This is a genomic window from Streptomyces sp. NPDC002870 (assembly GCF_042888505.1).
In the GTDB taxonomy this organism is placed as follows: domain Bacteria; phylum Actinomycetota; class Actinomycetes; order Streptomycetales; family Streptomycetaceae; genus Streptomyces.
On the sequence record NZ_JBIAPW010000034.1, the window covers coordinates 35,171 to 55,950 of the forward strand.

Below are 20,780 nucleotides of genomic sequence, written 5' to 3' on the forward strand. Positions count from 1 at the left end.
CTCGCATCTCGAGGGCCGCTCGGGCCAGGCGGCAGTAGGGCGCGACGAGGAGGCAAGGAACCATCCGTTACCTACGGTTGCGTAGGTACCATCCTCGTCATGACTGCTGCCGCGCCCGACGTGACCGAGATAGAGCCGGCCCCCGTGAAGCCGAGGCTGCGCGGCTGGCTGCATGCGGGCATGTTTCCCGCCGTCCTGGTCGCGGGACTGGTGCTCACGGCGCTCGCCGACAGCTCCCGGGCCCGGGTGGCCTGCGCGATCTACGTCTTCACCGCGTGCCTGCTCTTCGGCGTGAGCGCCCTCTACCACCGCGGCAACTGGGGCCCGCGCGGCGAAGCCGTGCTGCGCAGGCTCGACCACGCCAATATCTTCCTGATCATCGCGGGCACGTACACCCCGCTGACGATGCTCCTCCTCCCGGACTCCTCAGGCCGGGTACTGCTGTGGGCCGTGTGGGCGGCGGCCGTGGCGGGCATCGCGTTCCGGGTCTTCTGGGTCGGCGCCCCGCGCTGGCTCTACACGCCCTGCTACATCGCGATGGGCTGGGCGGCCGTCTTCTTCCTGCCCGACTTCATGCGCGCGGGCGGGATCGCGGTGCTCGTCTGCGTGATCGTGGGCGGGCTGCTCTACAGCGCGGGCGGCGTGGTCTACGGGATAAAGCGACCGAACCCGTCACCGCGGTGGTTCGGCTTCCACGAGGTCTTCCACTCCCTGACGCTCGCGGCGTTCATCGTGCATTACGTGGGCATCTCGATGGTCGCCTACCAGCACTGAGCTTCTTTTGGGGGTCACTGCCATTTGGCATGGACTCTCGGACCCGGTCCTGGAAGCGGAACTGCGGGCGCGGCCGGCCGACGAGGGCCCCGTGAGGTGATGCCGTACCGGGCGGCGCGGGACCACCAGGACGAACCCGTCGCCCTGGTGGACCGCGCGCTGACGACGATGCGGGGCGGGCTGAAGCTCTGACCCACCCCCGCCGCCGCTACCTCGCCCCGTCCCCCTTCCCGCACGCAACCCCGTCCCTGTTCGGGTCGAGCCGCAAGGGGTCGTCCTTCCCGTTCACCTTCAGCCGTCCGTACTCATGCGCCGCCAGCCACCCGCACCGCGCCGCCGTCGTCGCCTTCACCTCTCGGGGGAACACCGTGGGGACACAGACCCCGGCCGCGCCGTAGTGCCGGTCGCAGCCCGCGATCCGCGGGCTCACCGGCGCCGAACTCCGCTTCTTCAGCGCCTTCTTCGGCGCCTTCGCCGGAGCGTCCGCGAAGTCGTGGACATGCGCGGACGGGGCATCGGCTGCCATCGCCGCGGGTCCCCCCAGATGCACCCACTCGGCCACCGACGGGATCCCGTTCGCATCGACCGCGAAGAGCATGTACCAGCCGGGCGGCGCCATATTGGGGTTGCTGGTGACATTGAGGTCGATGTTGTTGCCGTCCACCGTCATCGGCAGATCCAGGAACCGCTGGTTGGGGTCGGAGGAGTGCGTGACCGCGGCCGGACGGATCAGCTCCGCCTTGGCGATGGGCCGGTCGACCGTGATCCTCTGGGTGTCCCCGTACGTCCACTGCCCGTCGATCACTGAAGTGATCTTCGGCCGGGCGCCCTTGAGCAGATACGGCGGCGTGTAGACGGACACATTGTGGTTGTACGTGCCGTTGCCCGGGTTGTCGCCCACTGCCATCACCCGACCGTCCGGCAGCAGAAAGGCCGAGGAGTGGTACGTCCGCGGGATCGGGTCCGTCGCAAGACCCTCCTGGTACGTGTTGGTCACCGGGTCGAAGAACGACGCCTCGTACACCGGGTCGGCACGGTCGTGCAGCCCGCCGCCCGTCTCGAAGACCTTCCCGTCGGGCAGCAGCACGGCCGAGACGAACATCTTGCCCTCGGCGCCGGTCTGCGGCCGCTTGCCCTGCCCCTGGTCGACCTGGCCCTGCGGCAGCAACGGACCATGTGTATAGACCGGGTTGGGGTCCTTGAGGTCGATGATGTCGGTGAGGCGGTTGGCGGCCGGGTTGGTCTCGTTGTTGCCGCCGCCGATCGTCAGCACCCGCTGGTCCTGGGCGGGCGGCAGCAGCACGCTCGCCGACTCGTCCCGCTGGTCCTTGTTCTGCAGACCGGGCACATCGGTGATGGTGTTGGCGGTGTAGTCGTAGATGGACGCGCCGGAGCCCTGGGTGCCGTTGCCGAAGACATGGCTGCCGGAGTAGAAGAGCCGGCCGTCCTGCATCAGGATCATCGACGGGTACAGACCCCAGTACGACCAGGTCTGGTTGACCTCGTTCATCGGCAGCCACTTGTTCTGCGCCGCGGAGAACTTCTCGGCCGTCACATTGCCCGTCGAGTCCTCCTTCAGACCGCCGAAGGAGATGACATCGCCGTTGCCGAGGATCGTCGCCGACGGATACCAGTGGCCGTCGTTCATGTCGTTCGTCTTCGTATACGTCTCGGTCGCCGGGTCGAAGACGTACGAGTCCTTCAGCCCCTGGTAGCCGATCGTGCCGTCGGCCGACGGATAGCCCTTGTTGCCGCTCATCACCAGGACCTTGCCGTCCTGGAGCTGCACATGGCCGGCGCAGAACATGTCCACCGGGGTGGGAATGGTCCGGAAGTCGCCGGTCGCCGGGTCATAGACGGCGGAGGTGAAAGTGCCCGCCTCGAACATCGCCTCGTCGTTGCCGGAGCCGGCGATGACGAGGACCTTCCCGTTGTGCAGAACCACGGAATGCATGGAGCGCACCGGGTTCTGGACCGGCAGGACGTCCCAGCGGCCCTTGGCGCACTCCTGCGGCGTCCCCGTGCAGACGGGGTCGGGGGCGGGTACGGTCACCTCCTCCATGACGTAGTCGTCAGTGGTGACCGAGCCCGTGCCGTACACCGACACGCCCCAGGTGATCCGGTCGGTGCCGGGCGGGACCGCGGGGGTTCGGACCTCGACCCGCTCGTAATCGGCGCTCATCGGGAGGGTCTTGAGGTCCGTCCAGTACTGCCAGCCGCCCGTCACGTCGTGCCGGAAGAGCGTGACGGCGGTGTCGGGGGTGGTGCTCTTGTACCAGAGGGAGAGGTCGTACTGGCTGTCCGGCTTCACCGTGGGCGCGCAGACCGTGTCCTCGGTGATCATGGCCTTGCGGTCGCCGTCGACGCGGCGGCTCAGTGAGACCTTCATGGCCTTGCTGCCCGAGTGGGCGTCGGCGACGGTCTCGAAGGTGAAGTCGTTGTCGCCCCAGCCGGACTTCTCCCAGCAGGCGGGCATGTCGGCGACGCCGGCGGTCTCGAAGCCCGGATTGGTGATCAAGTTGGGCGGGCCGGCGGAAGCCTGCTGCGGGGCGGATATCAGCAGCCCCCCGGTGAGCGCGGCGACGGCGAGCAGCGCGACGCGGCGTCTCGCGCCTCGCGGCGCGGTGCTGCGTCTCCCGCTCTGCAGCGCGGCGCGCGGCGCTCGCGTGCGGCGCGGCAGGCGGATACGCGGCAGGCGCGCCATCCGCGCCGGGCGCGGTTCGGACGTGCGGGTCTGTGGCTCACAGGGCCCTGGCGTGGGTGAATCGGCAGGCATTACACGGTCCTTTCCTTGCGGCTCCCTCGACTGCTGCGGCCGTCTCCCTCGTCCCGGTGACGCCCACCCGTGCGCGGCAGATAGACAAGCGCCTCCGTCGCCGCGAACCGCAGGACGAACGTGGTCAGCAGCGCCAGCGTGGTGGCGGGCAGCACCGCCATCTCCAGCCGGCCCACGAACAGCGCGATCAGCGGGATGCGCAGCAGCAGATCGGCGTTGGCGAGCAGCGCGAACCGGCCCACCCGGTCCGCCCAGTGCCGGTGCCCGCGGCGGTCCCGGAACAGCAGCACCTCGATGAGGAGGAAGTTCCAGATCACACCGAACTGGTTGGCGACGATCTCGGCCGGCAGATAATGCATTCCGGCTGCGGTCAGGACATGCAGCCCGAACAGGTTCGGCAGAAAGCCGGTGAGGCCGATCAGGCCGAAGGCCACCATCCGGGCCGCCGACGATGCCGTACGCAGCGCGACGAGATGCCCGAGGAAGCGCATCCCTTCCTTCGCCGTCGACTTGGACTCGCCGGCGAACCGCTCCTGGAAGACGAACGGCACCTCGGCGACCCTCTCGGGGCGGCAGCGCACCGCCAGCTCCAGAAGGATCTTGTAGCCGAGCGGCTTCAGCGCCTCGGCCGTCACCGCGCTGCGCCGGATCGCGAAGAAGCCGCTCATCGGGTCGCTGATGCCACGCAGCCTGCGCGGGAAGAGCGCCTTCGTCAGCCAGGTCGCCCCGCGCGAGACGGCGATGCGGTAGCCGCCCGCGAGGCCCGCCCGGCTGCCGCCGCGGATGTAGCGGCTGGCGACGACGAGATCGGCGCCCGACCGCTCCCCCGCCGCGACGAGTTCGGGCACGAGCGCGGGCGGGTGCTGGAGATCGGCGTCCATGACGACGATCCAGTCGGAGCCCGCGCCCTTGAGACCTTCGACGACCGCGCCGCCGAGCCCGCCGGCCGGGACGTCCCGGTGCAGTACGGCGACCGGGAACGGGCAGTCCTGCGCGGCGCTGCGGATCACGTCCGGGGTGTCGTCCGTGGAGTCGTCGACGAAGACGACCTCGCAGGGCAGCCGGGACGGCACGGACTCGGTGAGCTGGTGGAGCAACTCCCGTACGTTCTCGGACTCGTTGAAGGTCGGGATGATGACGGTGACGGCGCCGGGCTCGGCGAGCTGGGCGGCGCTGAGCTCCGGATCGCCGAGTTCCTCGGCGCCCGTACGGGGTGTGGTGGTCATCGCTCGCCTCCGGCGATCCGGCGGATCTCGATCCGGTCCGCACCCTCGCCGAAGACGGCGACGGGCTTCGAATGTTCAAGTGCTGCCTTGACGTTGGGCAGGTCGACGGCGTCGCGGCGGACGGTCGGCGACGACACCACATAGTCGAGATCCCGCCAGCCGCGCGGCATCGTCTTCGTCACCGCGGGGTCGAGGTCGGCCTTGTAGAACCAGATCGCGCCGGTGCCGGGCTCGAACCCGTCGTGCACGAGGTCCAGCCAGAGCGCGTCGTCGACCAGAACCCGGGTGGAGGCGGGGTCGGCGACCTCGTTCTGCATCCAGGAAGCGGCCGCGCGGTAGGGGGCGTTGGCGTCGACGGTGAGGGCGTCGCGGTTTCCGTCGTACCAGCTCGGCACGACGAATGCGGCGGCCGCGAGGGCGAGGGCGGCGGCGACCGTCCGCCGTACCGCCGGAGCTCCGCCCCGGACCCCGCTCCTCCGCCGCAGCACCGCGTGAGCCACACTCGCCGCGCCGCCCGCCAGCACCAGTGCCAGGAACGGCAGGGCCTGGATGACGTACATCGCGGGCAGATAGCCGGAGGGCCTCATCGCCACCAGCGCCAGGATCGCCACCACCAGCGCCGGTCCGGCGAGCGCGCGTGCCGTCACCGACCAGCGCAGGGTCACCAGTAGCAGGGCCGCGCCGGCGAGTCCGCCGAGCGGCAGCACCCGGTCGTAGTAGAGCCAGGACCGGAAGACGCCGTGCGAGCCCGAGCCCGAATCGAAGATGGAGCCCGAACCCTCGCGGCCCATCTGGTACGTGATCCCGTCGATCAGCGACACATGGCCGGGCCCGGGGAACAGCTCATTGTTGAGGAGCGCGAAGAGCGGATAGGCGAGCCCGATCAGCGCACATGCGGTGATCGCGCCGGTCACCGCGTACTTACGGGTGTCACGGTGGCTGTGCCGCCACATCGTCACCAGCAGCGCGGGCAGCACCACCAGCATCGTCTCTTTGGTGAGCACGGAGGTCGCCGCGGCGAGTCCGGCGGCGAAGTGGTGCCACAGATGTCGGCTGGGGGACGCGGCCAGGCAGAACGCCAGCAGCATCCACATCACCGCGATGTTGTCCAGGAAGATCTCGCGCTGCAGGACCACCGAGAGCGGGGAGAGCCCGAAGAGCAGCATCGCGAGACCGGCGGCCCAGCGCGGCAGGAACAGCCGGCGCGCCAGTACGTACAACAGCACCGCGCACGCCGCGCTGACCAGCAGCATCGCGAACCGCATCGTCGCCACGGTCATCGTCTCCGGCGCGATCAGCGACGGGATCCAGGTGAGGACGGCTATCTGGATCCAGCCGAGCGGCGGATGGTCGTACCAGTACGTGTAGTGGGCGAGCCCGTCGCCCTGCTGGACCGCCCAGGCCTGGGCGAGATAAGTGCCTTCGTCGTCGCTGAGCGTCGGGAAGTGCGTGATGTTCCAGCCCTGGACGAGCAGGATCACGGCCAGCAGCCCGAAGCACAGCAGCAGATCGGGCCGCGAGCTGCGGAAGCGTATGACGGGCCGGATATGGACGCGGACCGTCGGCCGGGGCTTCGCGGCAGCGGGCAGGGTGCCGGCGTCAGGAGCCGGCGGGAGAGTTGTGGTCACCGGTGGGCATCCTCTCGGGTCTCGGTGAGGTGCGCGCCGACATGACTGGTCAGCTCCCACTCGTTGCGTCCCCGCTGCTCCCGCCAGACGGCGCGTATCGCGGCGCCGGCCAGGAGGACCTGGTAGAAGGGGCCGCCGATGATGAGCTTGAGGTAGTGGACGGTGCGGACGCGAAGGCCGTACTGCTTGCCGAAGTCGTGCAGCCCGACGATCTCGAAGACGACGGTGACCATGGCCGTGATCAGCGGCAGGAAGGTCACGATGGCGATCCCGACGGGGACGTCGAGGAAGAGCGCGATGGCCACGTTGAGCGGGATGATCACGCCGGAGAAGGCCTGCAGGAAGGGCGTCATCAGGGTGTAGCGGGCGAGCCAGCGCTGTCCGAAGCCCGGGAGTTGTTTCCAGTCCTTCTTCCGGTAGACCTGCAGGAAGCCCTGGTTCCAGCGGGTGCGCTGCTTGAGCAGGCTCATCAGCGTGCCGGGGGTCTCCTCGCGGGTGACCATGTCGCTGTCGTACGCGACGACGACCTTCTTGCCGACGGACGAGAGCCGGACGCCCAGGTCGCAGTCCTCCGCGAGGCAGTTGGGGTCCCAGCCGTCCGCTTCACGCAGCACAGCCGTACGGACGAAGACGGTGTTGCCGCCCAGCGGGATGAAGCCCTTCTGCGCGTGCAGATGCAGGCGGCTGCGGAACCAGAAGAAGTACTCCAGGCAGTTGCGCAGGCTGTACCAGCTGGAGTGGAAGTTGATCAGCTGTACGCCGCCCTGGACCACGTCCGCGCCGGTGGAGGTGAAGGCGTGGTCGACATGGGCGAGCAGCTCGGGGTGGACCTGGTCCTCGGCGTCGAAGACACCCACGATGTCGCCACGGCAGTGCGGCAGCGCGGTGTTGAGGGCCTTGGGCTTGTTCTTCACCTCATGCGTGTCGGTGATGACCCGCACCCGCACCGGATCGCGCTCTGCCGAACGCTCGGCGACCGCCGCGGTCTCCGGGTCGTCGTGGCCGACGATCACGATGATCTCGAAGTTGGAGTGGCTGGACTCCAGCAGCCGCTCGATGGTGTGCTCCAGCACGGCCTGCTCGTGGCGGGCGGGCAGAAGCAGGGAGAAAGAGAGCCCGACGGCGCCGTCGGGCCGGTCGAACCGGGTCGCCGCGAGTATCTCGGGCGTACGCCAGGCATGCATCTGCCACCACAGCGTGAACGCGGCCATCCAGAACAGCGCCACGGAAATGGCAACAACGAACACCGATATGAGCACCGAAAGGTCCCCCCTTGGACCTGCGCCCCGGCAGCAGGACCCCCCTGGCCGGCGACACACCTGTGTCAGCCTCGGTGCGGCACTCCCCAGTGCGCAGCCTCGGCGACTCCTCGTGCCGAGGACCCTATAGGCGGAAGGTTAAAGTCCGGTGCTCGCCCGATAAAAAGTGATGTGACGCCGTCAATTGGCGAGTTTTCGGGCAAGTGCGGATGCATCCGCGGTAGGGGCGTCACAGACGAAGTGCTTGCACACGTACGCGGCGGGGCTGCCGTCCACCAGAGGGCGGTCCCGCAGCAGCGGGAACTCCTCGCTGTCCGGTTCGCCGGCCGCGACCACCGCGCCCGGAGCCTGCGCCAGCAGCGCCGTACGGTGCAACTCCCGTGTCGCCGCGTCGTCCTGAGGCCCGACCACCGCCACCTCCCGCGGCCCGTCCAGCAGCGCCTCCGCGACCGCGAGCCCCCAGCCGATGAAACGCGGGGCCCGCGGCCCGAGCGCCTTCACCACGCCCAACGCGCCCTCGGCGGCGGTGCGATGGGCCTGCGAGCCGGTGTGGGCCGCATAAGAGAGCAGCGCGCCGGCCGCCGCCGACCAGCCGGACGGGGTCGCGCTGTCCGTCGGGTCCTGCGGGCGGCGAATCAGCCGCTCGGCGTCGTGCGCGGTGTCGTACAGCGCCCCGCCCTCGGCCACGAACTGGTCGACGACGATGTCAAGCAGAAAACCGGCGAACTCCAGCCACACGCCCTCACCCGTCACGCCCGCGAGCGCCAGGAAACCCTCCGCGACGTCCGCGTAGTCCTCCAGCACCCCAGAATTCGCGCCGACTTGGCCGTCCTTGGAAGTACGGGCGAGGCGCGCTGCGTCGTCCATGTGCAGCCGCACCAGCAGATCGGCGGCCTCGGTGGCGCGCTCGACGAGATCCGGCCGCTCGAAGTACGCACCGGCCTCGGCGAGCGCCGCGATCGCGAGGCCGTTCCAGGCGGCGACCACCTTGTCGTCCCGCGCTGGGCGCGGCCGCTGCGCCCGCGCCGCGAGCAGCCGCTCCTTGATCGACGATTCGGCCTCCCCGTCCGGGAGTTGAAGGACCGAGGCGCCCTCCTCGAACGTCCCCTCCTCCGTCACCCCGAACAGCTCGGCGGCCCGCCGGCCGTCCTCGTCCCCCAGCACCTCGCGCAGCTGCTGCGGCGTCCACACATAGAACGCGCCCTCGACATGCTTGCCCGTACCGTCTCCGACGTCGCTGTCCGCGTCGAGCGCCGAGGCGAACCCGCCCTCGGCCGTGCGCAGCTCCCGCACCATGAAGTCCGCGGTCTCCAGCGCCACCCGCCGGGCCAGCCCGGAACCGGTCGCCCGCCACAGATGCGCGTACACCCGGCACAGCAAGGCATTGTCGTACAGCATCTTCTCGAAGTGCGGCACCGTCCACTCCCGGTCCACCGAGTACCGCGCGAAGCCGCCGCCGAGCTGGTCGTACATCCCGCCGCGGGCCATCGCCCCACACGTTTGCGCGGCCATCTCCAGTGCACCCTCGGCGCCGGTCCGGGCGTAGTGCCGCAGCAGGAACTCGACGACCATGGACGGCGGGAACTTGGGCGCGCCGCCGAAGCCGGCGTGCCGCTCGTCGTACTCCCGGGTCAGCCCGAGCAGCGCCTGCGCCAGCTCCTCCTCGCCGGGCACCCCCTCCCCGCCGAACGCGAGCGAACGCCCGGCCAGATCCCGGACGATCTTCCCGGCGACCTCGCCGACCTCGTCCCGCCGGTCGGCCCACGCGGCCGCGACCCCTTCGAGGACCTGCCGGAAGGAGGCCATCCCGTGGCGGGGCTCGGGCGGGAAGTACGTACCGAAGTAGAAGGGCTCGCCGTCCGCTGTGAGGAAGACGGTCATGGGCCAGCCACCCTGCCCGGTGGCGGCCTGCACGGCCTCCATGTAGACCGCGTCGACGTCGGGCCGCTCCTCGCGGTCGACCTTGATGTTGACGAAGTGCTCGTTCTGATACTCAGCGGTCGCCTCGTCCTCGAAGGACTCGTGCGCCATGACATGGCACCAGTGGCAACTCGAATAGCCGACGCTGAGCAGCACGGGCACCCCGCGCCTGCGTGCCTCGTCGAAGGCCTCGCCCGACCACGGCCACCAGTCGACCGGGTTGTCGGCGTGCTGGAGGAGGTAGGGGGAAGTCTCATGGGCGAGGCGGTTCGGCATACTCCCATCCTCTCTCAGGTGAGGATGATCGTCAGACTCTCTCGCGCTGACGCGCCGTACGCAGGAGACTTGTCGCCGGAACGGAACCGGAACCCGAGACGGGGCCGGAACCGGAACAGAACCGGAAGGCTCTCGGAGGGGGACCCATATGCGGGACAGCCATCGGGCGGAAGCCGAGCGGCTGTTGGTACGCGCCGTAGAGGAAGAGATGCGGCGTTCGGGCGGGCGGTCGGACTCGGGCGTGCTGATGGCACGCGCACGCGCCGCCCTGGACAGCATGGCGGCCAATGCGGCCGAGGAGTACGCCGCGTACGAGCAGGCGCTGGTGGAGGCGGAGGCCGGGCAGCAGCCGCTGTCGGCGCGGTTCAGCCGAGAGAACATCTCAACTCCCGTGCTGGTCACGGCTATTGCCGCGGCCGCTGCGATCGGCGCGGACGTCGCGCTGGGGACGGCGACGGGTACCGCGCTCGGCGCCGGGGCCGTCGTCGCCGTCGCCGGGGCCGCGACCACCGTCGCCAAGGTGACCGCCTCGCACTGGCCCGCCGCGCACCGTAGAGCCGGGGCGCTGGGGCAGCCGGGCGGGACCGAGCAGCTGCGGCTGCAGTGGCTGACGGCGTTGGAGGTGCGGGGCATCCGGCCGTTCCTGGACCAGCAGCGGATGCTGGCTTCCTCCACCCGTACCGCGAAGAAGACCACCGTGGCGCCGCAGCTGCGCGGCGCGGACCGGAGCGCGGCGGCGCGCAGGCGGTCGGTGCTCGAGCAGTCCTTCGGGCATCTGCCGGAGCCTGAGGGGCCGTTCGCGGGCCGCCGGGATGCGATGACGCAGATCTCTCAGTGGGTGCACGCCGCCCGCGCGTCGACGGAGACCAGGCCGACGGTCGTGGTGCTGTACGGCGCGCCGGGATCGGGGCGCACGACTCTCGCGGTCCGGGCCTCGCACCATCTCAAGGATCAGTTCCGGGGCGCGTGCGTGGTTGATCTGCGCGGCGACAGCGAGCAGCCGCTCTCTACGCGTGATGCGCTGCTGCATCTGCTGAACCGGCTGGGCGCACCCCGCGAACAGCTGCTGTTCCGGGAGCGTTCGTCGGCCGAGCAGCAGGTGCGGCGCCTGGGCGAGCTGTACCACCAGCATCTGACCGGGCTTCCCGTGACGGTGGTGCTGGACGACGCGAGCGACGCGGCGCAGGTGCGCACCCTGGTGCCGGAGCGTTCGGACAGCCTGGTGCTGGTGACCGCGCGCGAGCGGCTCGACCTGCCGGCGGACATTCCGGCGTGGGTGCACCAGCTGCCGGTCGACGCACTGGACGCGGCGGGCGCGGAGGAGCTGTTGCGGGCCTCGGCCGAGGAGCCTCTGTCGGGTCCGTACGACGCCCAGTCGGCCGACGAGGTACGGGAGTTGTGCGGCGGGCTGCCGCTCGCGCTGCGTATCGCCGGCTCCTCGCTCGGCCCGCGGACCGCGCATCAGCTGGCGGCCGATCTCGGCGCGTACGGTCCGGTGGGCCCGGTCGAGCGGGCGCTGTGGCTGCGTTACACCGACCAGCCCGAGCAGGCGCGGCGGCTGCTGCGCCGGCTCGCGCTGGCCGGGCGGGCATCGCTGGGCGCGGCCGCGGCGGCGGCGCTGCTTGCCACGGACGAGCAGGAGTCGCAGCGGCTGCTCACCGGCCTGGCCGGCGCGGGACTGATCGACCATGTGCGGGCCAGCCGCTACCGGCTGCACGACGTCGTACGGTCCTTCGCCCGGGCCCGTCTCCTCGACGAGGAGGAGGCCGCGGAGCGTACGGCCGCGCAGGAGCGGCTCATCCAGAACTACGCGGACCTGGCCGGTGCCGTGATCCGCATGGTGGACGGCAAGATGTCCACGCGCGCGGGCCAGTTCGGTGCGCACGGTTTCGCCTCGCTGGACGCGGCGCTGCGCTGGCTGGACGACGAGTCGAGCTTCATCACCTCGGCGCTGCGGCACGCGGAGGGCGTCAATCAGCAGGCGGTGCTCAATCTGCTGGGCGCGCTGTGCGACTACTGCCTGCTGCGCGGCGATCTGTACCGGCTGGGCGAGATCAGTGAGCTGTCGCAGGCGGTGGACCAGGGCCTGCTCGAACGCTCTGTCCGGTGGCGTACCGGCATCGCGGCCCGGCAGCTCGGCGAGCTCGACAAGGCCCGTACGACCCTGTCGTCCGTCGTCGGCCTCTACCGCGAGGCACACAACGACTCGGGCACCGCGCTCGCGCTCTGTTCTCTCGGCATCACCCTGCACCACCAGGGCAATCTGACCGAGGCCGCGGCGAAGCTGCATGAGGCGATCGAGCTTCAGTCCTCGGACGAGCAGGCCGAGGACCGGGCGTGGTCGCTGCACGCGCTGGCTGCGGTGGAGCGCGACCGGGCCAATCTCGCGGAGGCGCTGACGCTGCTGGCGACGGCGCTGACCCTGCACCGGGAGGGCGAGTCGCTGCACGGCGAGGCATGGACGCACTTCCAGCTGGGCCAGGTGTGCCTGCGGATGGGCGATGTCCCGCGTGCCGATTCGGAGTTGCGTGCGGCCCTCGATCTGTACGGCCGCACCCGCGACGAACGGGGTGAGGCCTGGGCGCTGACGCAACTGGGCAGGGCCAGGCTGGTGGACGGCGACCCGGCTCCCGCGGTGGAACAGCTGGGGCAGGCGCTGTCCCGCCACCGCGACAACGAGGACGCGCGCGGCGAGGCGTGGACGCTGTACTACCTGGGCCAGGCGCTGGAGGAGCGTGGCGACGGCGACCAGGCGGTACGGGAGCTGGAGCGGGCCCGCACGATGTTCTCCCGGATGCGCGACGTGTACGGCCTGGCCTGCGCCCGCCACCACTCGGGCCGTGTCACCCGGGACCAGCGGGCGGCTCAGACCGGCAACCTGCGCAACTCGGGCTTCGCCCGCCAGCTCCTGGTGGACGCCCGCGCCGACTTCCACCGCATCGGCGTCGCCCACGGCGAGGCCTGGACCTGCCTGGAGCTGGCGTTGATCGACGCGGGCAACAACCGCGCGGCGCAGGCGCTTGCGCTGTGCGACGAGGCGGCGGCCCTGTTCGCCTCGTACCAGGACGACCGAGGCGCCGACTGGGCCAGGTTCCTGCGCTGCACGCTGCTGCCGTACGCATCGCCGGGCGGCATCGAGGTCGGCACGGTGGTGGCCCAGGAGGAGCTGGCCCAGCTGATGGGGACGACGCACGCTTCGCGCGACGGCAAGTTGGAGGACTGCGCGGAGGCGCTGGCGGTGATGCTGGAACGGGGCGTGCACCTGGAGGACGGCTGGCAGGCCTGGCACCTGGGCATGGTCCCGAACCGCCATGCGCGCGAGGTGATGGGCGTCCCGGTGCCCGCGGCGACGTAGTGCCGGGGCCGTCCGGCAGCCGTTTCGTCCTCAATCGCCGGACGGGCTTGATTTCAAGCCCGTCCGGCGATTGAGGACAAGCGCTACGCCGACGCCGCGCCCGGCTTCCGCTTGCCGTCCTTCGGAGCCGCCTCCGCTCTGGGGTCCGGGGCTTCCTCGAAGTCGACCCTGCCCATGTGGCGGTTCATCGACTTCATCAGCAGCCACACGCCCACGGCCAGCGCCGCGAAGACGATGAAGCCGAGGACGCCTGGGGTGACCTTGTTGTCGTCGACCTCCTTGGCGAGGGGTACGAGGTGCGTCAGTGCGAGGTTTGCGCTTGCGCTCATATCAGGCATTCTCGCGGATGCCCGCGAAGAGGTCGTCCTCGGGGAGGGAGGTATCGACCAGAGACTTGGCGAGCTCGTACTCCTCGGTCGGCCAGACCTTCTTCTGGATCTCCATCGGCACGCGGAACCAGCCGCCGTCCGGGTCGATCTGCGTCGCGTGCGCGATCAGCGCCTTGTCACGGATCTCGAAGAAGTCCGCGCACGGGACGTACGTGGTCAGGGTGCGCTCGGCGCGCTGGAACTCCTTCCAGCGCTCCAGCCACTCGCCGTACGGGGACTCGATGCCGCGCTCCAGCAGCGCCTCGTGCAGCGCGACCGTACGCGGCCGGTTGAAGCCCTGGTTGTAGTAGAGCTTCTGCGGCTGCCACACGGGGCCGAACTCGGACTCCGGGAACCTCTCGGCGTCCCCCGCGCCTTCGAAGGCCACCATCGAGATCTTGTGGGTCATGATGTGGTCGGGGTGCGGGTAGCCGCCGTTCTCGTCGTAGGTCGTGACGACCTGCGGACGGAAGGCGCGGATCGACTTCACCAGTCGGCCGGACGCCACCTCGATGTCTTCCAGCGCGAAGCAGCCCTCGGGCAGCGGCGGCAGCGGATCGCCCTCGGGCAGGCCGGAGTCGACGAAGCCGAGCCACTCCTGCTCGACGCCGAGGATCTCGCGCGCCTCGTCCATCTCTTTCTTGCGCACATCGTGGATGTTCTCCTCGATGTACGCGTCGCCCTGGAGCTTCGGGTTGAGGATGGAGCCGCGCTCGCCTCCCGTGCAGGTCACGACCAGCACGTCCACCCCCTCGGACACGTACTTGGCCATGGTGGCCGCGCCCTTGCTCGACTCGTCGTCGGGGTGGGCGTGAACGGCCATCAGTCGCAGCTGCTCAGTCAAGACTCGATCCTCAGTGATTCGTCGCGAAACAACCGGTGCCGTCCCGCAGGGCCGTCCGTGTGGGGCGGCGGTCGGGTGACGGGCGGGCGGCTTCTATAGTGACCGAATCGGGGGACGGAAAATTCCGGCAGCCCGTTCTGGAGAGGAATCCCTCATGACCGCGGTGCGCGAGCAGCTTCCGGAGGGCCGTTATGGCCGCTCGGCGGACGAGCGCGCCGACCGCACGCTCAAAGTCGTGGGCGCGGGTCTCGGTGTGGTGCTGCTCTCAGTGGTCGGCTGGTTCGGTTACGACTACATCGCCGGGCAGAAGATCAGCGCCGAGGTGATCAAATTCAAGGTCGTCTCCGACACCGAGGTGCAGGCTCATCTCGAGGTGCGCAAGGACGCGGACGCCACCGGCACCTGCACGCTGCGCTCCCGCTCCGAGGACGGCAGCGAGGTGGGCCGTATCGACGTCGTCGTGGAGCGGCCGGGAGAGAAGCGGATCGACCAGGTCGTGACGGTGCGCACCACGGCGCGCGCGACCAGCGCCGAGCTGGAGCAGTGCACCGCACGCTGACGGCGCGCCGCCATAGCCGCATCGGCTCTGACCTGCACTGATGTAATCTTGATGGCTTTCGTCCTCCCCCTTTCGCCATGAAATTGTTAGGCTCGTGGTTTCGCCCATCCATGAAGGCACATCCTTCTGGGTAGGGCGATGCTTTGTATTCCCAGTACCTACGAGGAGCACCTGTGACCCAGACCAGCGAGAACGTCACCTGGCTCACCCAGGAGGCGTACAGCCAGCTGAAGGCCGAGCTGGAGTACCTGTCTGGTCCCGCGCGCACCGAGATCGCCACCAAGATCGCGGCAGCGCGTGAGGAGGGCGACCTGCGCGAGAACGGCGGGTACCACGCGGCCAAGGAGGAGCAGGGCAAGCAGGAGCTCCGTGTGCGCCAGCTGACCCAGCTCCTGGAGAACGCCAAGGTCGGCGAGGCCCCGGCGGCGACCGGTGTGGTGGCCCCCGGCATGGTCGTGACCATCGCTTTCGACGGCGACGAGGACGACACGACGACCTTCCTGCTCGCCTCCCGCGAGTACGCGAGCGACGACATCGAGACGTACTCACCGCAGTCCCCGCTGGGCTCGGGCGTGAACGGCAAGAAGATCGGCCAGGACGCGGAGTACGAGCTGCCCAACGGCAAGAAGGCTTCGGTGAAGATCCTCGAGGCCAAGCCGTACACCGGCTGAGACCGGACAGAGCGAAGGGGCAGGACCGCTTGACGCGGTCCGGCCCCTTCGCTGTGCGTGCTGCGTGCTGCGTGCTGCGTGCTGTGCGTGCTGCGGATCAGACGGTCGCCGAGCGGTACTTGCGCACCGCCAGCGTCCGGAACACCGCGATGATCAGGACCGACCACAGGATCGAGGCCAGCACCGGGTGCTCCATCGGCCAGGCGTCGGACGGCGAGACGCCCGGGTTACCGAAGAGCAGGCGGCAGGCCTGGACCGTGGCGCTGAACGGGTTCCACTCGGCGATCGGCTGCAGCCAGCCGGCCATTTTGCTGGAGTCCACGAACGCGTTCGAGATGAACGTCACCGGGAACAGCCAGATCAGACCGCCGGAGGTGGCCGCCTCTGGCGTCCGCACCGAGAGTCCGATCAGTGCGCCGATCCACGAGAAGGCGTACCCCAGCAGAAGCAGCAGGGCGAAGGCCCCGAGCGCCTTGGGCAGGCCCTCGTGGATCCGCCAGCCGACGAGGAGGGCGACGATCGTGAGGACCACGACGGTCAGCGCGGTCTGTACGAGGTCCGCGAGCGTACGACCGGTGAGGACCGCTCCACGGGCCATCGGCAGCGACCGGAACCGGTCTATGAGGCCCTTGTGCATATCGTCGGCGATGCCCGCGCCGGCGCCCGCGGTGGCGAAGGTGACGGTCTGGGCGAAGATGCCGGCCATCAGGAATTCGCGGTAGACGGACGGGGCGGTGGACGAACCGATCTGCATGGAGCCGCCGAAGACGTAGCTGAACAGCACTACGAACATGACGGGCTGGATCATCCCGAAGATGATCATCTCCGGGATCCTGGTCATCCGGATGAGATTGCGCTTGGCGATGACGAGCGAGTCGTTGACCGACTGCACTATGCCGCCGCGGGGTCTGGGTGGTGCCGCTGCCTGCACGGCGTCCGTTGTGGCGGTTGTCGCGGTCACTTCGCGGACTCCTTCCGGGACTTCTCGGCTTTCTCTCCCTGGGCGCCCCTGGCATCCTCCGGTGCGCCGTTCTCCTCGGCCCCGGTCTCGGCGGCGTGGCCGGTCAGCGAGATGAAGACATCGTCGAGGGTGGGGCGGCGCAGGCCGATGTCGTCGATCTCGACGCCTCGGACGTCCAGCTCGCGGATCACCTCGGCGAGCAGCTTGGCGCCGCCGGTGACGGGAACGGTGAGCTTGCGGGTGTGCTCGGCTATCGCGACGTCGCCCTTGCCGAAGCGCAGGAGCACTTCGCGTGCGGGGCTGATCTGCTCGCTCTCGTGCACGACCACCTCGACGCGCTCGCCGCCGGTACGCGCCTTGAGCTGGTCGGAGGTGCCGCGGGCGATGACCTTGCCGTGGTCGACGACGCAGATGTCGTGGGCCAGGTGGTCGGCCTCTTCGAGGTACTGGGTGGTGAGCAGCAGTGTCGTACCGACGCTGACCAGCTCCTGGATGACCTCCCACAGCTGTTGCCGGTTGCGCGGGTCGAGGCCGGTGGTCGGCTCGTCCATGAACATCACCGGCGGCGATACGACCAGCGCCGCGGCGAGGTCGAGGCGGCGGCGCATACCGCCGGAGTACGTCTTGGCGGGGCGGTCGGCGGCGTCGGCGAGGTTGAAGCGATCGAGCAGCTCGCCCGCCCGCCGCTTCGCGTCCCGCGCGCTCATCTGGTAGAGCCGGCCGACCATTTGGAGGTTCTCGCGGCCGGTCAGATACTCGTCGACCGCGGCGAACTGGCCGGAGAGGCCGATGGAGCGGCGGACTTCGTTCGGATGCTTGAGGACGTCGATTCCGGCGACGACTGCCTTGCCGCTGTCGGGCTGCAGCAGCGTGGTCAGTACGCGCACGGTGGTGGTCTTGCCGGCGCCGTTCGGGCCGAGAAGTCCCAGAACCGTGCCTTCGGGGACGTCGAGATCGACGCCGTCCAGAGCCCTTACGTCGCCGAAGGTCTTCACCAGACCTTCGGCGTAAATGGCGCCTGGCATATGGGGTCTCCCAAGGTGGCGGTTGTGGTCGCGTGGTTGCGAAAAGCTCGGACATGCATGCGGGCCCGCGGCTCGGCGGGAACATAGCAGAGGCCATAAGTTAACGCGATACATCGCGATACTCAAGAGGGTTGCGATGTAGGGGTCGCGGCGCTCAAGAGCGTCGCGACTGGTGCAGGTTGCTTTGGCCGGCGGCTCAGACCATGACGGTGTAACCCGCCTCGCGCAGCGCCGCCGCGACCTCCTCGCAGTGCTCCGGGCCCTTCGTCTCCAGGTGCAACTCCACCTCCGCCTCCGTGAGCCCGAGCCGCGGATCGGTCCGCACATGACTCACATCAAGGACGTTAGCGTCGACCACTGACAACGAGCCGAGAAGTGCGGCAAGGGCCCCTGGCCGGTCCGTCAGGCGCAGCCGCAGCGAGAGATACCGCCCCGCCGCCGCCATGCCGTGCCGCAGGATGCGCTGCATCAGCAGCGGGTCCACATTGCCGCCCGACAGCAGAGCGACAACCGGCCCTTCGAACGCCCGCGGCTCGCTCAGCAGCGCCGCCACCGGACTGGCCCCGGCGGGCTCGACCACGAGCTTCGCCCGCTCCAGGCAGAGCAGCAGCGCGCTGGAGAGCGCGTCCTCGGAGACCGTACGGACATCGTCGACAAGATCGCCAATGATTTTGAACGGAACGTCCCCGGGGCGGCCCACCTTGATGCCGTCCGCCATCGTCGACGGATGGTCGATCGACACCGGGTGCCCCGCGGTGAGCGAAGGCGGATACGCGGCCGCGCCCTCCGCCTGCACGCCGATCAGCTTCACATCCGGACGCAGCGTCTTCACCGCCACCGCGATGCCGGCCGCGAGCCCGCCGCCGCCGATGCCGACGACGATCGTCCGCACCTCCGGGCACTGCTCGAGGATCTCCAGGCCGACCGTTCCCTGCCCGGCGATGATGTCGGGGTGGTCGAAGGGGTGGATGAAGACCGCGCCCGTCTCGTGCGCGTACTCCTGCGCGGCGGCCATCGTCTCCTCTATGACATGGCCCTGGAGCCGTACATCGGCGCCGTACTCCATCGTCGCCGCGACCTTCGGCAGCGGCGCTCCCATCGGCATGAACACCGTGGAACGCACCCCGAGCAGCGACGACGCCAGCGCGACCCCCTGCGCGTGATTGCCCGCGGACGCCGCGACGACGCCTGCGGCCCGCGCCTCCTGGGAGAGCCCGGCGATCCGTACGTACGCGCCGCGCAGCTTGAACGAACCGGTGCGCTGCAGGTTCTCGCACTTGAGGTGGACGGGCGCGCCCACCAGCTGCGACAGATGCCTGCTGCCCTCCATCGCGGTCATCCTGGCGACCCCCGCGAGCATCTTCTGCGCCCCCCGGATGTCGTCGAGGATGACGGGGCGAAAGGTGCCAGGCGTGCTGAAGGTCATGACGTCAAGTCTCGCAGCTCACGGGCCCGGCGGCCGCCCGGATCCCGTGCTTCCCCACTGGTTTGTGCAGCCCTGGTACGCACCGGGTCGTTGCCGCGTACTCTGTCCCCCACCAACCGACCACCGCACGAGAGAGCCCCCTAGCCATGCCCACCACTCAGGACATGACGACTCATCTCGATCCCGGCCTCCTCGATGCTCTCCAGCACCAGGTCGCCGTCTTCGCACGCCGCGCGGAACAGACCCGGCTCGGCGGGGTCGGCCAGGTCCGCAACTCCATGGACCGTGCCGCATATCTGCTGCTCAACCGGCTCGACAAGGAAGGCCCCATGGGGGTCAAGGCGCTCGCCGCGGGCATGGGCATCGACTCGTCGACCGTCACCCGCCAGGTCGCGCCGCTCGTCGACACGGGCCTCGTCAAGCGCACCTCGCACCCGGAGGACGGCCGCGCCGTCGTGCTCCAGCTGTCGCCCCGCGGCCAGGCCCGGCTCGAAGAAGTCCGCTCCTCGCGGCGCGAACTGATGGCACAGGTGACGGACGGCTGGACGGAGACGGAGCGGGAGTCGTTCTGCACCCTGCTCACCCGCTTCAACACCGCGCTCTCCGCCCGCCAGGCCGGGCTGCCGCCCGTGGACACGGAGACGCCGCCGACCTCTTGACCCCGGTGGCGTACCTGCCTCTATATGAGGAGGTGAGCGAGCGGCAGACGGTACGAGGGCGTCGCCGGGCCCGTGAGTTCGATGCGTTCGTCGCGGGCGCGGCCGGGCGGCTGTTGCACGCCGCGACCCTGCTCACCGCCGAGCCCCCCAGTGCCAACCCGCACGCCCAGCAGCTGCTGACCGCGGCCCTCGCCCATACGTACGCGGAATGGGACCGGCTGCGCGGCGAGGACCCGTACGACCGCACCCGCCAGGAACTCGCCGCCCGCTTCGCCCGCAGCGCCTGGCGCTACCACCGGGTGCGCGGCGGCGTACTGGACCGCCTCACCCCGCAGGAACGCCTCATCCTGGTGCTGCGCCTGTACGAAGGGGTCGCCGAGGAGCAGACGGCGGCGCTGATCGGGCTCCCGGTGGAACGGGTCCGCGCCATCTGCGCCCGCGCGATCGCGACGATGCGCAGCGCCCCGCCGACGCCGCCGCGCGCACAGGCCCAGGCGGTGACATGAGCCGCCAGGACCGCAAGGAGGACGAAGTCCGCCGAATGCTGGAGACCCGCCACCCCGCGGTCCCGGCGGATCTGGCGGCCCGCGCGGCGGAACACGGGACCAGGCTGCTGCGCCGCCACCGGGCGGTCCGCCGCGCCGCATGGCTGCTGGTCGTGGCCGCGGCGATCGCGTTCGCGATCTGGGCGGCGACGGCGGAGCCATGGATGACGCCACCGGCGAAGACAACCCCTCCGTTGGAGGGCTGGTAACGCCCCCCTTGTCCGGATCTATGCTGGATGAAGCGGCGCACAGATCGAGCCGAGGAGGTCGTCATGACCAGAAAAGTTGCCGACTGCCGCAAATTCCCGAGCGAGATGAACTGCACTCTCACCATCTCCGGCGAGGAAGAGGAAGTCGTCCGGGCCGCCAGTGAACACGCGGTCTCCGTCCACGGACACACGGACAGCCTGGAACTGCGTTCGCAGATCCGGGAGATGCTCGAGGACGAGAAGGTCCACGCCTGACCGGGCCTTTGCCGTACGGGCGTGGGGCATTTCGTACGGGCGTA

Annotated in this window: 18 protein-coding genes; 8 read left to right on the forward strand and 10 right to left on the reverse strand. The window is 69.8% G+C overall.

Annotated features, from left to right (window positions below; all coding sequences use genetic code 11):
- Window positions 1-99 precede the first annotated feature (99 nt).
- A complete protein-coding gene (locus ACFYWY_RS30705) occupies window positions 100-774 on the forward strand; it encodes a hemolysin III family protein (protein WP_389192203.1) in 675 nt (224 codons plus the stop codon).
- 208 nt (window positions 775-982) lie between these two features.
- On the opposite strand, the gene ACFYWY_RS30710 is transcribed toward ACFYWY_RS30705, so the two are convergent.
- The 5 genes from ACFYWY_RS30710 to ACFYWY_RS30730 all read right to left on the reverse strand — a co-directional run bounded on the left by ACFYWY_RS30710 (window position 983) and on the right by ACFYWY_RS30730 (window position 9,859).
- Window positions 983-3,478, reverse strand: a complete 2,496-nt coding sequence (locus tag ACFYWY_RS30710) for a galactose oxidase-like domain-containing protein (RefSeq protein ID WP_389192206.1) — start codon at window positions 3,476-3,478, stop codon at window positions 983-985.
- A gap of 71 nt (window positions 3,479-3,549) precedes the next feature.
- Window positions 3,550-4,776, reverse strand: a complete 1,227-nt coding sequence (locus ACFYWY_RS30715; protein WP_389192209.1) for a glycosyltransferase — start codon at window positions 4,774-4,776, stop codon at window positions 3,550-3,552.
- Window positions 4,773-6,404 (reverse strand): ArnT family glycosyltransferase, encoded by a 1,632-nt coding sequence (locus tag ACFYWY_RS30720; protein WP_389192212.1) that lies wholly within the window; start codon window positions 6,402-6,404, stop codon window positions 4,773-4,775. Before ACFYWY_RS30720 ends, ACFYWY_RS30715 begins: the two co-directional genes overlap by 4 nt.
- The gene (locus ACFYWY_RS30725; RefSeq protein ID WP_389192355.1) at window positions 6,401-7,615 is read right to left on the reverse strand and encodes a glycosyltransferase; all 1,215 of its coding nucleotides are present in this window, start codon (window positions 7,613-7,615) and stop codon (window positions 6,401-6,403) included. The genes ACFYWY_RS30720 and ACFYWY_RS30725 overlap by 4 nt, the downstream gene beginning before the upstream one ends.
- Window positions 7,616-7,843: 228 nt before the next feature.
- Complete coding sequence (locus ACFYWY_RS30730; RefSeq protein WP_389192214.1) at window positions 7,844-9,859, reverse strand: thioredoxin domain-containing protein; 2,016 nt, start codon at window positions 9,857-9,859, stop codon at window positions 7,844-7,846.
- Between the two features lie 148 nt (window positions 9,860-10,007).
- Between ACFYWY_RS30730 and ACFYWY_RS30735 the strand changes: the two genes are divergently transcribed.
- Window positions 10,008-13,214 carry a tetratricopeptide repeat protein gene (locus ACFYWY_RS30735; RefSeq protein WP_389192217.1) on the forward strand — a complete coding sequence of 1,069 codons (3,207 nt, stop codon included), beginning with the start codon at window positions 10,008-10,010 and terminating at the stop codon, window positions 13,212-13,214.
- An 83-nt stretch (window positions 13,215-13,297) separates the two neighbouring features.
- Here the strand turns inward: ACFYWY_RS30735 and ACFYWY_RS30740 are convergent, their stop codons facing one another.
- Together ACFYWY_RS30740 and mca are read right to left on the reverse strand one after the other, a co-directional pair.
- The gene (locus tag ACFYWY_RS30740; protein ID WP_389192220.1) at window positions 13,298-13,552 is read right to left on the reverse strand and encodes a hypothetical protein; all 255 of its coding nucleotides are present in this window, start codon (window positions 13,550-13,552) and stop codon (window positions 13,298-13,300) included.
- Window positions 13,545-14,426, reverse strand: coding sequence for a mycothiol conjugate amidase Mca (gene mca / locus ACFYWY_RS30745; protein WP_389192223.1), 882 nt, complete (start codon window positions 14,424-14,426; stop codon window positions 13,545-13,547). The genes ACFYWY_RS30740 and mca overlap by 8 nt, the downstream gene beginning before the upstream one ends.
- Window positions 14,427-14,580: 154 nt before the next feature.
- On the opposite strand from mca, the gene ACFYWY_RS30750 reads away from it, so the two are divergent.
- Window positions 14,581-14,985, forward strand: a complete 405-nt coding sequence (locus ACFYWY_RS30750) for a DUF4307 domain-containing protein (protein ID WP_389192226.1) — start codon at window positions 14,581-14,583, stop codon at window positions 14,983-14,985.
- Between the two features lie 173 nt (window positions 14,986-15,158).
- Window positions 15,159-15,656, forward strand: a complete 498-nt coding sequence (gene greA / locus ACFYWY_RS30755; RefSeq protein ID WP_389192229.1) for a transcription elongation factor GreA — start codon at window positions 15,159-15,161, stop codon at window positions 15,654-15,656.
- Between the two features lie 97 nt (window positions 15,657-15,753).
- Here greA and ACFYWY_RS30760 read toward each other — a convergent pair whose 3' ends face one another.
- The 3 genes from ACFYWY_RS30760 to ilvA all read right to left on the reverse strand — a co-directional run bounded on the left by ACFYWY_RS30760 (window position 15,754) and on the right by ilvA (window position 19,068).
- On the reverse strand, window positions 15,754-16,617 hold the full coding sequence (locus ACFYWY_RS30760) for an ABC transporter permease (protein ID WP_389192231.1): 864 nt from the start codon (window positions 16,615-16,617) through the stop codon (window positions 15,754-15,756).
- Window positions 16,614-17,642, reverse strand: coding sequence for an ATP-binding cassette domain-containing protein (locus ACFYWY_RS30765; RefSeq protein WP_389192234.1), 1,029 nt, complete (start codon window positions 17,640-17,642; stop codon window positions 16,614-16,616). The genes ACFYWY_RS30760 and ACFYWY_RS30765 overlap by 4 nt, the downstream gene beginning before the upstream one ends.
- A gap of 196 nt (window positions 17,643-17,838) precedes the next feature.
- A complete protein-coding gene (ilvA, locus tag ACFYWY_RS30770) occupies window positions 17,839-19,068 on the reverse strand; it encodes a threonine ammonia-lyase (protein ID WP_389192238.1) in 1,230 nt (409 codons plus the stop codon).
- Between the two features lie 146 nt (window positions 19,069-19,214).
- Here ilvA and ACFYWY_RS30775 point away from each other — a divergent pair, with 146 nt between their 5' ends.
- The 4 genes from ACFYWY_RS30775 (at window position 19,215) to ACFYWY_RS30790 (ending at window position 20,736) form a co-directional block, all read left to right on the forward strand.
- Window positions 19,215-19,727 (forward strand): MarR family winged helix-turn-helix transcriptional regulator, encoded by a 513-nt coding sequence (locus ACFYWY_RS30775; protein ID WP_307661457.1) that lies wholly within the window; start codon window positions 19,215-19,217, stop codon window positions 19,725-19,727.
- 32 nt (window positions 19,728-19,759) lie between these two features.
- Window positions 19,760-20,233: a sigma factor-like helix-turn-helix DNA-binding protein gene (locus ACFYWY_RS30780; protein ID WP_389192241.1), complete on the forward strand. Its 474-nt coding sequence runs from the start codon at window positions 19,760-19,762 to the stop codon at window positions 20,231-20,233.
- Window positions 20,230-20,481: a hypothetical protein gene (locus ACFYWY_RS30785; RefSeq protein ID WP_389192244.1), complete on the forward strand. Its 252-nt coding sequence runs from the start codon at window positions 20,230-20,232 to the stop codon at window positions 20,479-20,481. The genes ACFYWY_RS30780 and ACFYWY_RS30785 overlap by 4 nt, the downstream gene beginning before the upstream one ends.
- Before the next feature lie 63 nt (window positions 20,482-20,544).
- Window positions 20,545-20,736, forward strand: a complete 192-nt coding sequence (locus ACFYWY_RS30790; protein WP_389192247.1) for a DUF1059 domain-containing protein — start codon at window positions 20,545-20,547, stop codon at window positions 20,734-20,736.
- Window positions 20,737-20,780: the final 44 nt, after the last annotated feature.

Bases quoted from the DNA above. Each gene is read 5' to 3' on its own strand.
- ACFYWY_RS30705 (WP_389192203.1), top strand. From the start codon at position 100: ATGACTGCTGCCGCGCCCGACGTGACCGAGATAGAGCCGGCCCCCGTG.
- ACFYWY_RS30710 (WP_389192206.1), bottom strand. From the start codon at position 3,478: ATGGCGCGCCTGCCGCGTATCCGCCTGCCGCGCCGCACGCGAGCGCCG.
- ACFYWY_RS30715 (WP_389192209.1), bottom strand. From the start codon at position 4,776: ATGACCACCACACCCCGTACGGGCGCCGAGGAACTCGGCGATCCGGAG.
- ACFYWY_RS30725 (WP_389192355.1), bottom strand. From the start codon at position 7,615: ATGGCCGCGTTCACGCTGTGGTGGCAGATGCATGCCTGGCGTACGCCC.
- ACFYWY_RS30730 (WP_389192214.1), bottom strand. From the start codon at position 9,859: ATGCCGAACCGCCTCGCCCATGAGACTTCCCCCTACCTCCTCCAGCAC.
- ACFYWY_RS30735 (WP_389192217.1), top strand. From the start codon at position 10,008: ATGCGGGACAGCCATCGGGCGGAAGCCGAGCGGCTGTTGGTACGCGCC.
- ACFYWY_RS30740 (WP_389192220.1), bottom strand. From the start codon at position 13,552: ATGCCTGATATGAGCGCAAGCGCAAACCTCGCACTGACGCACCTCGTA.
- ACFYWY_RS30750 (WP_389192226.1), top strand. From the start codon at position 14,581: ATGACCGCGGTGCGCGAGCAGCTTCCGGAGGGCCGTTATGGCCGCTCG.
- ACFYWY_RS30765 (WP_389192234.1), bottom strand. From the start codon at position 17,642: ATGCCAGGCGCCATTTACGCCGAAGGTCTGGTGAAGACCTTCGGCGAC.
- ilvA (WP_389192238.1), bottom strand. From the start codon at position 19,068: ATGACCTTCAGCACGCCTGGCACCTTTCGCCCCGTCATCCTCGACGAC.
- ACFYWY_RS30775 (WP_307661457.1), top strand. From the start codon at position 19,215: ATGCCCACCACTCAGGACATGACGACTCATCTCGATCCCGGCCTCCTC.
- ACFYWY_RS30785 (WP_389192244.1), top strand. From the start codon at position 20,230: ATGAGCCGCCAGGACCGCAAGGAGGACGAAGTCCGCCGAATGCTGGAG.
- ACFYWY_RS30790 (WP_389192247.1), top strand. From the start codon at position 20,545: ATGACCAGAAAAGTTGCCGACTGCCGCAAATTCCCGAGCGAGATGAAC.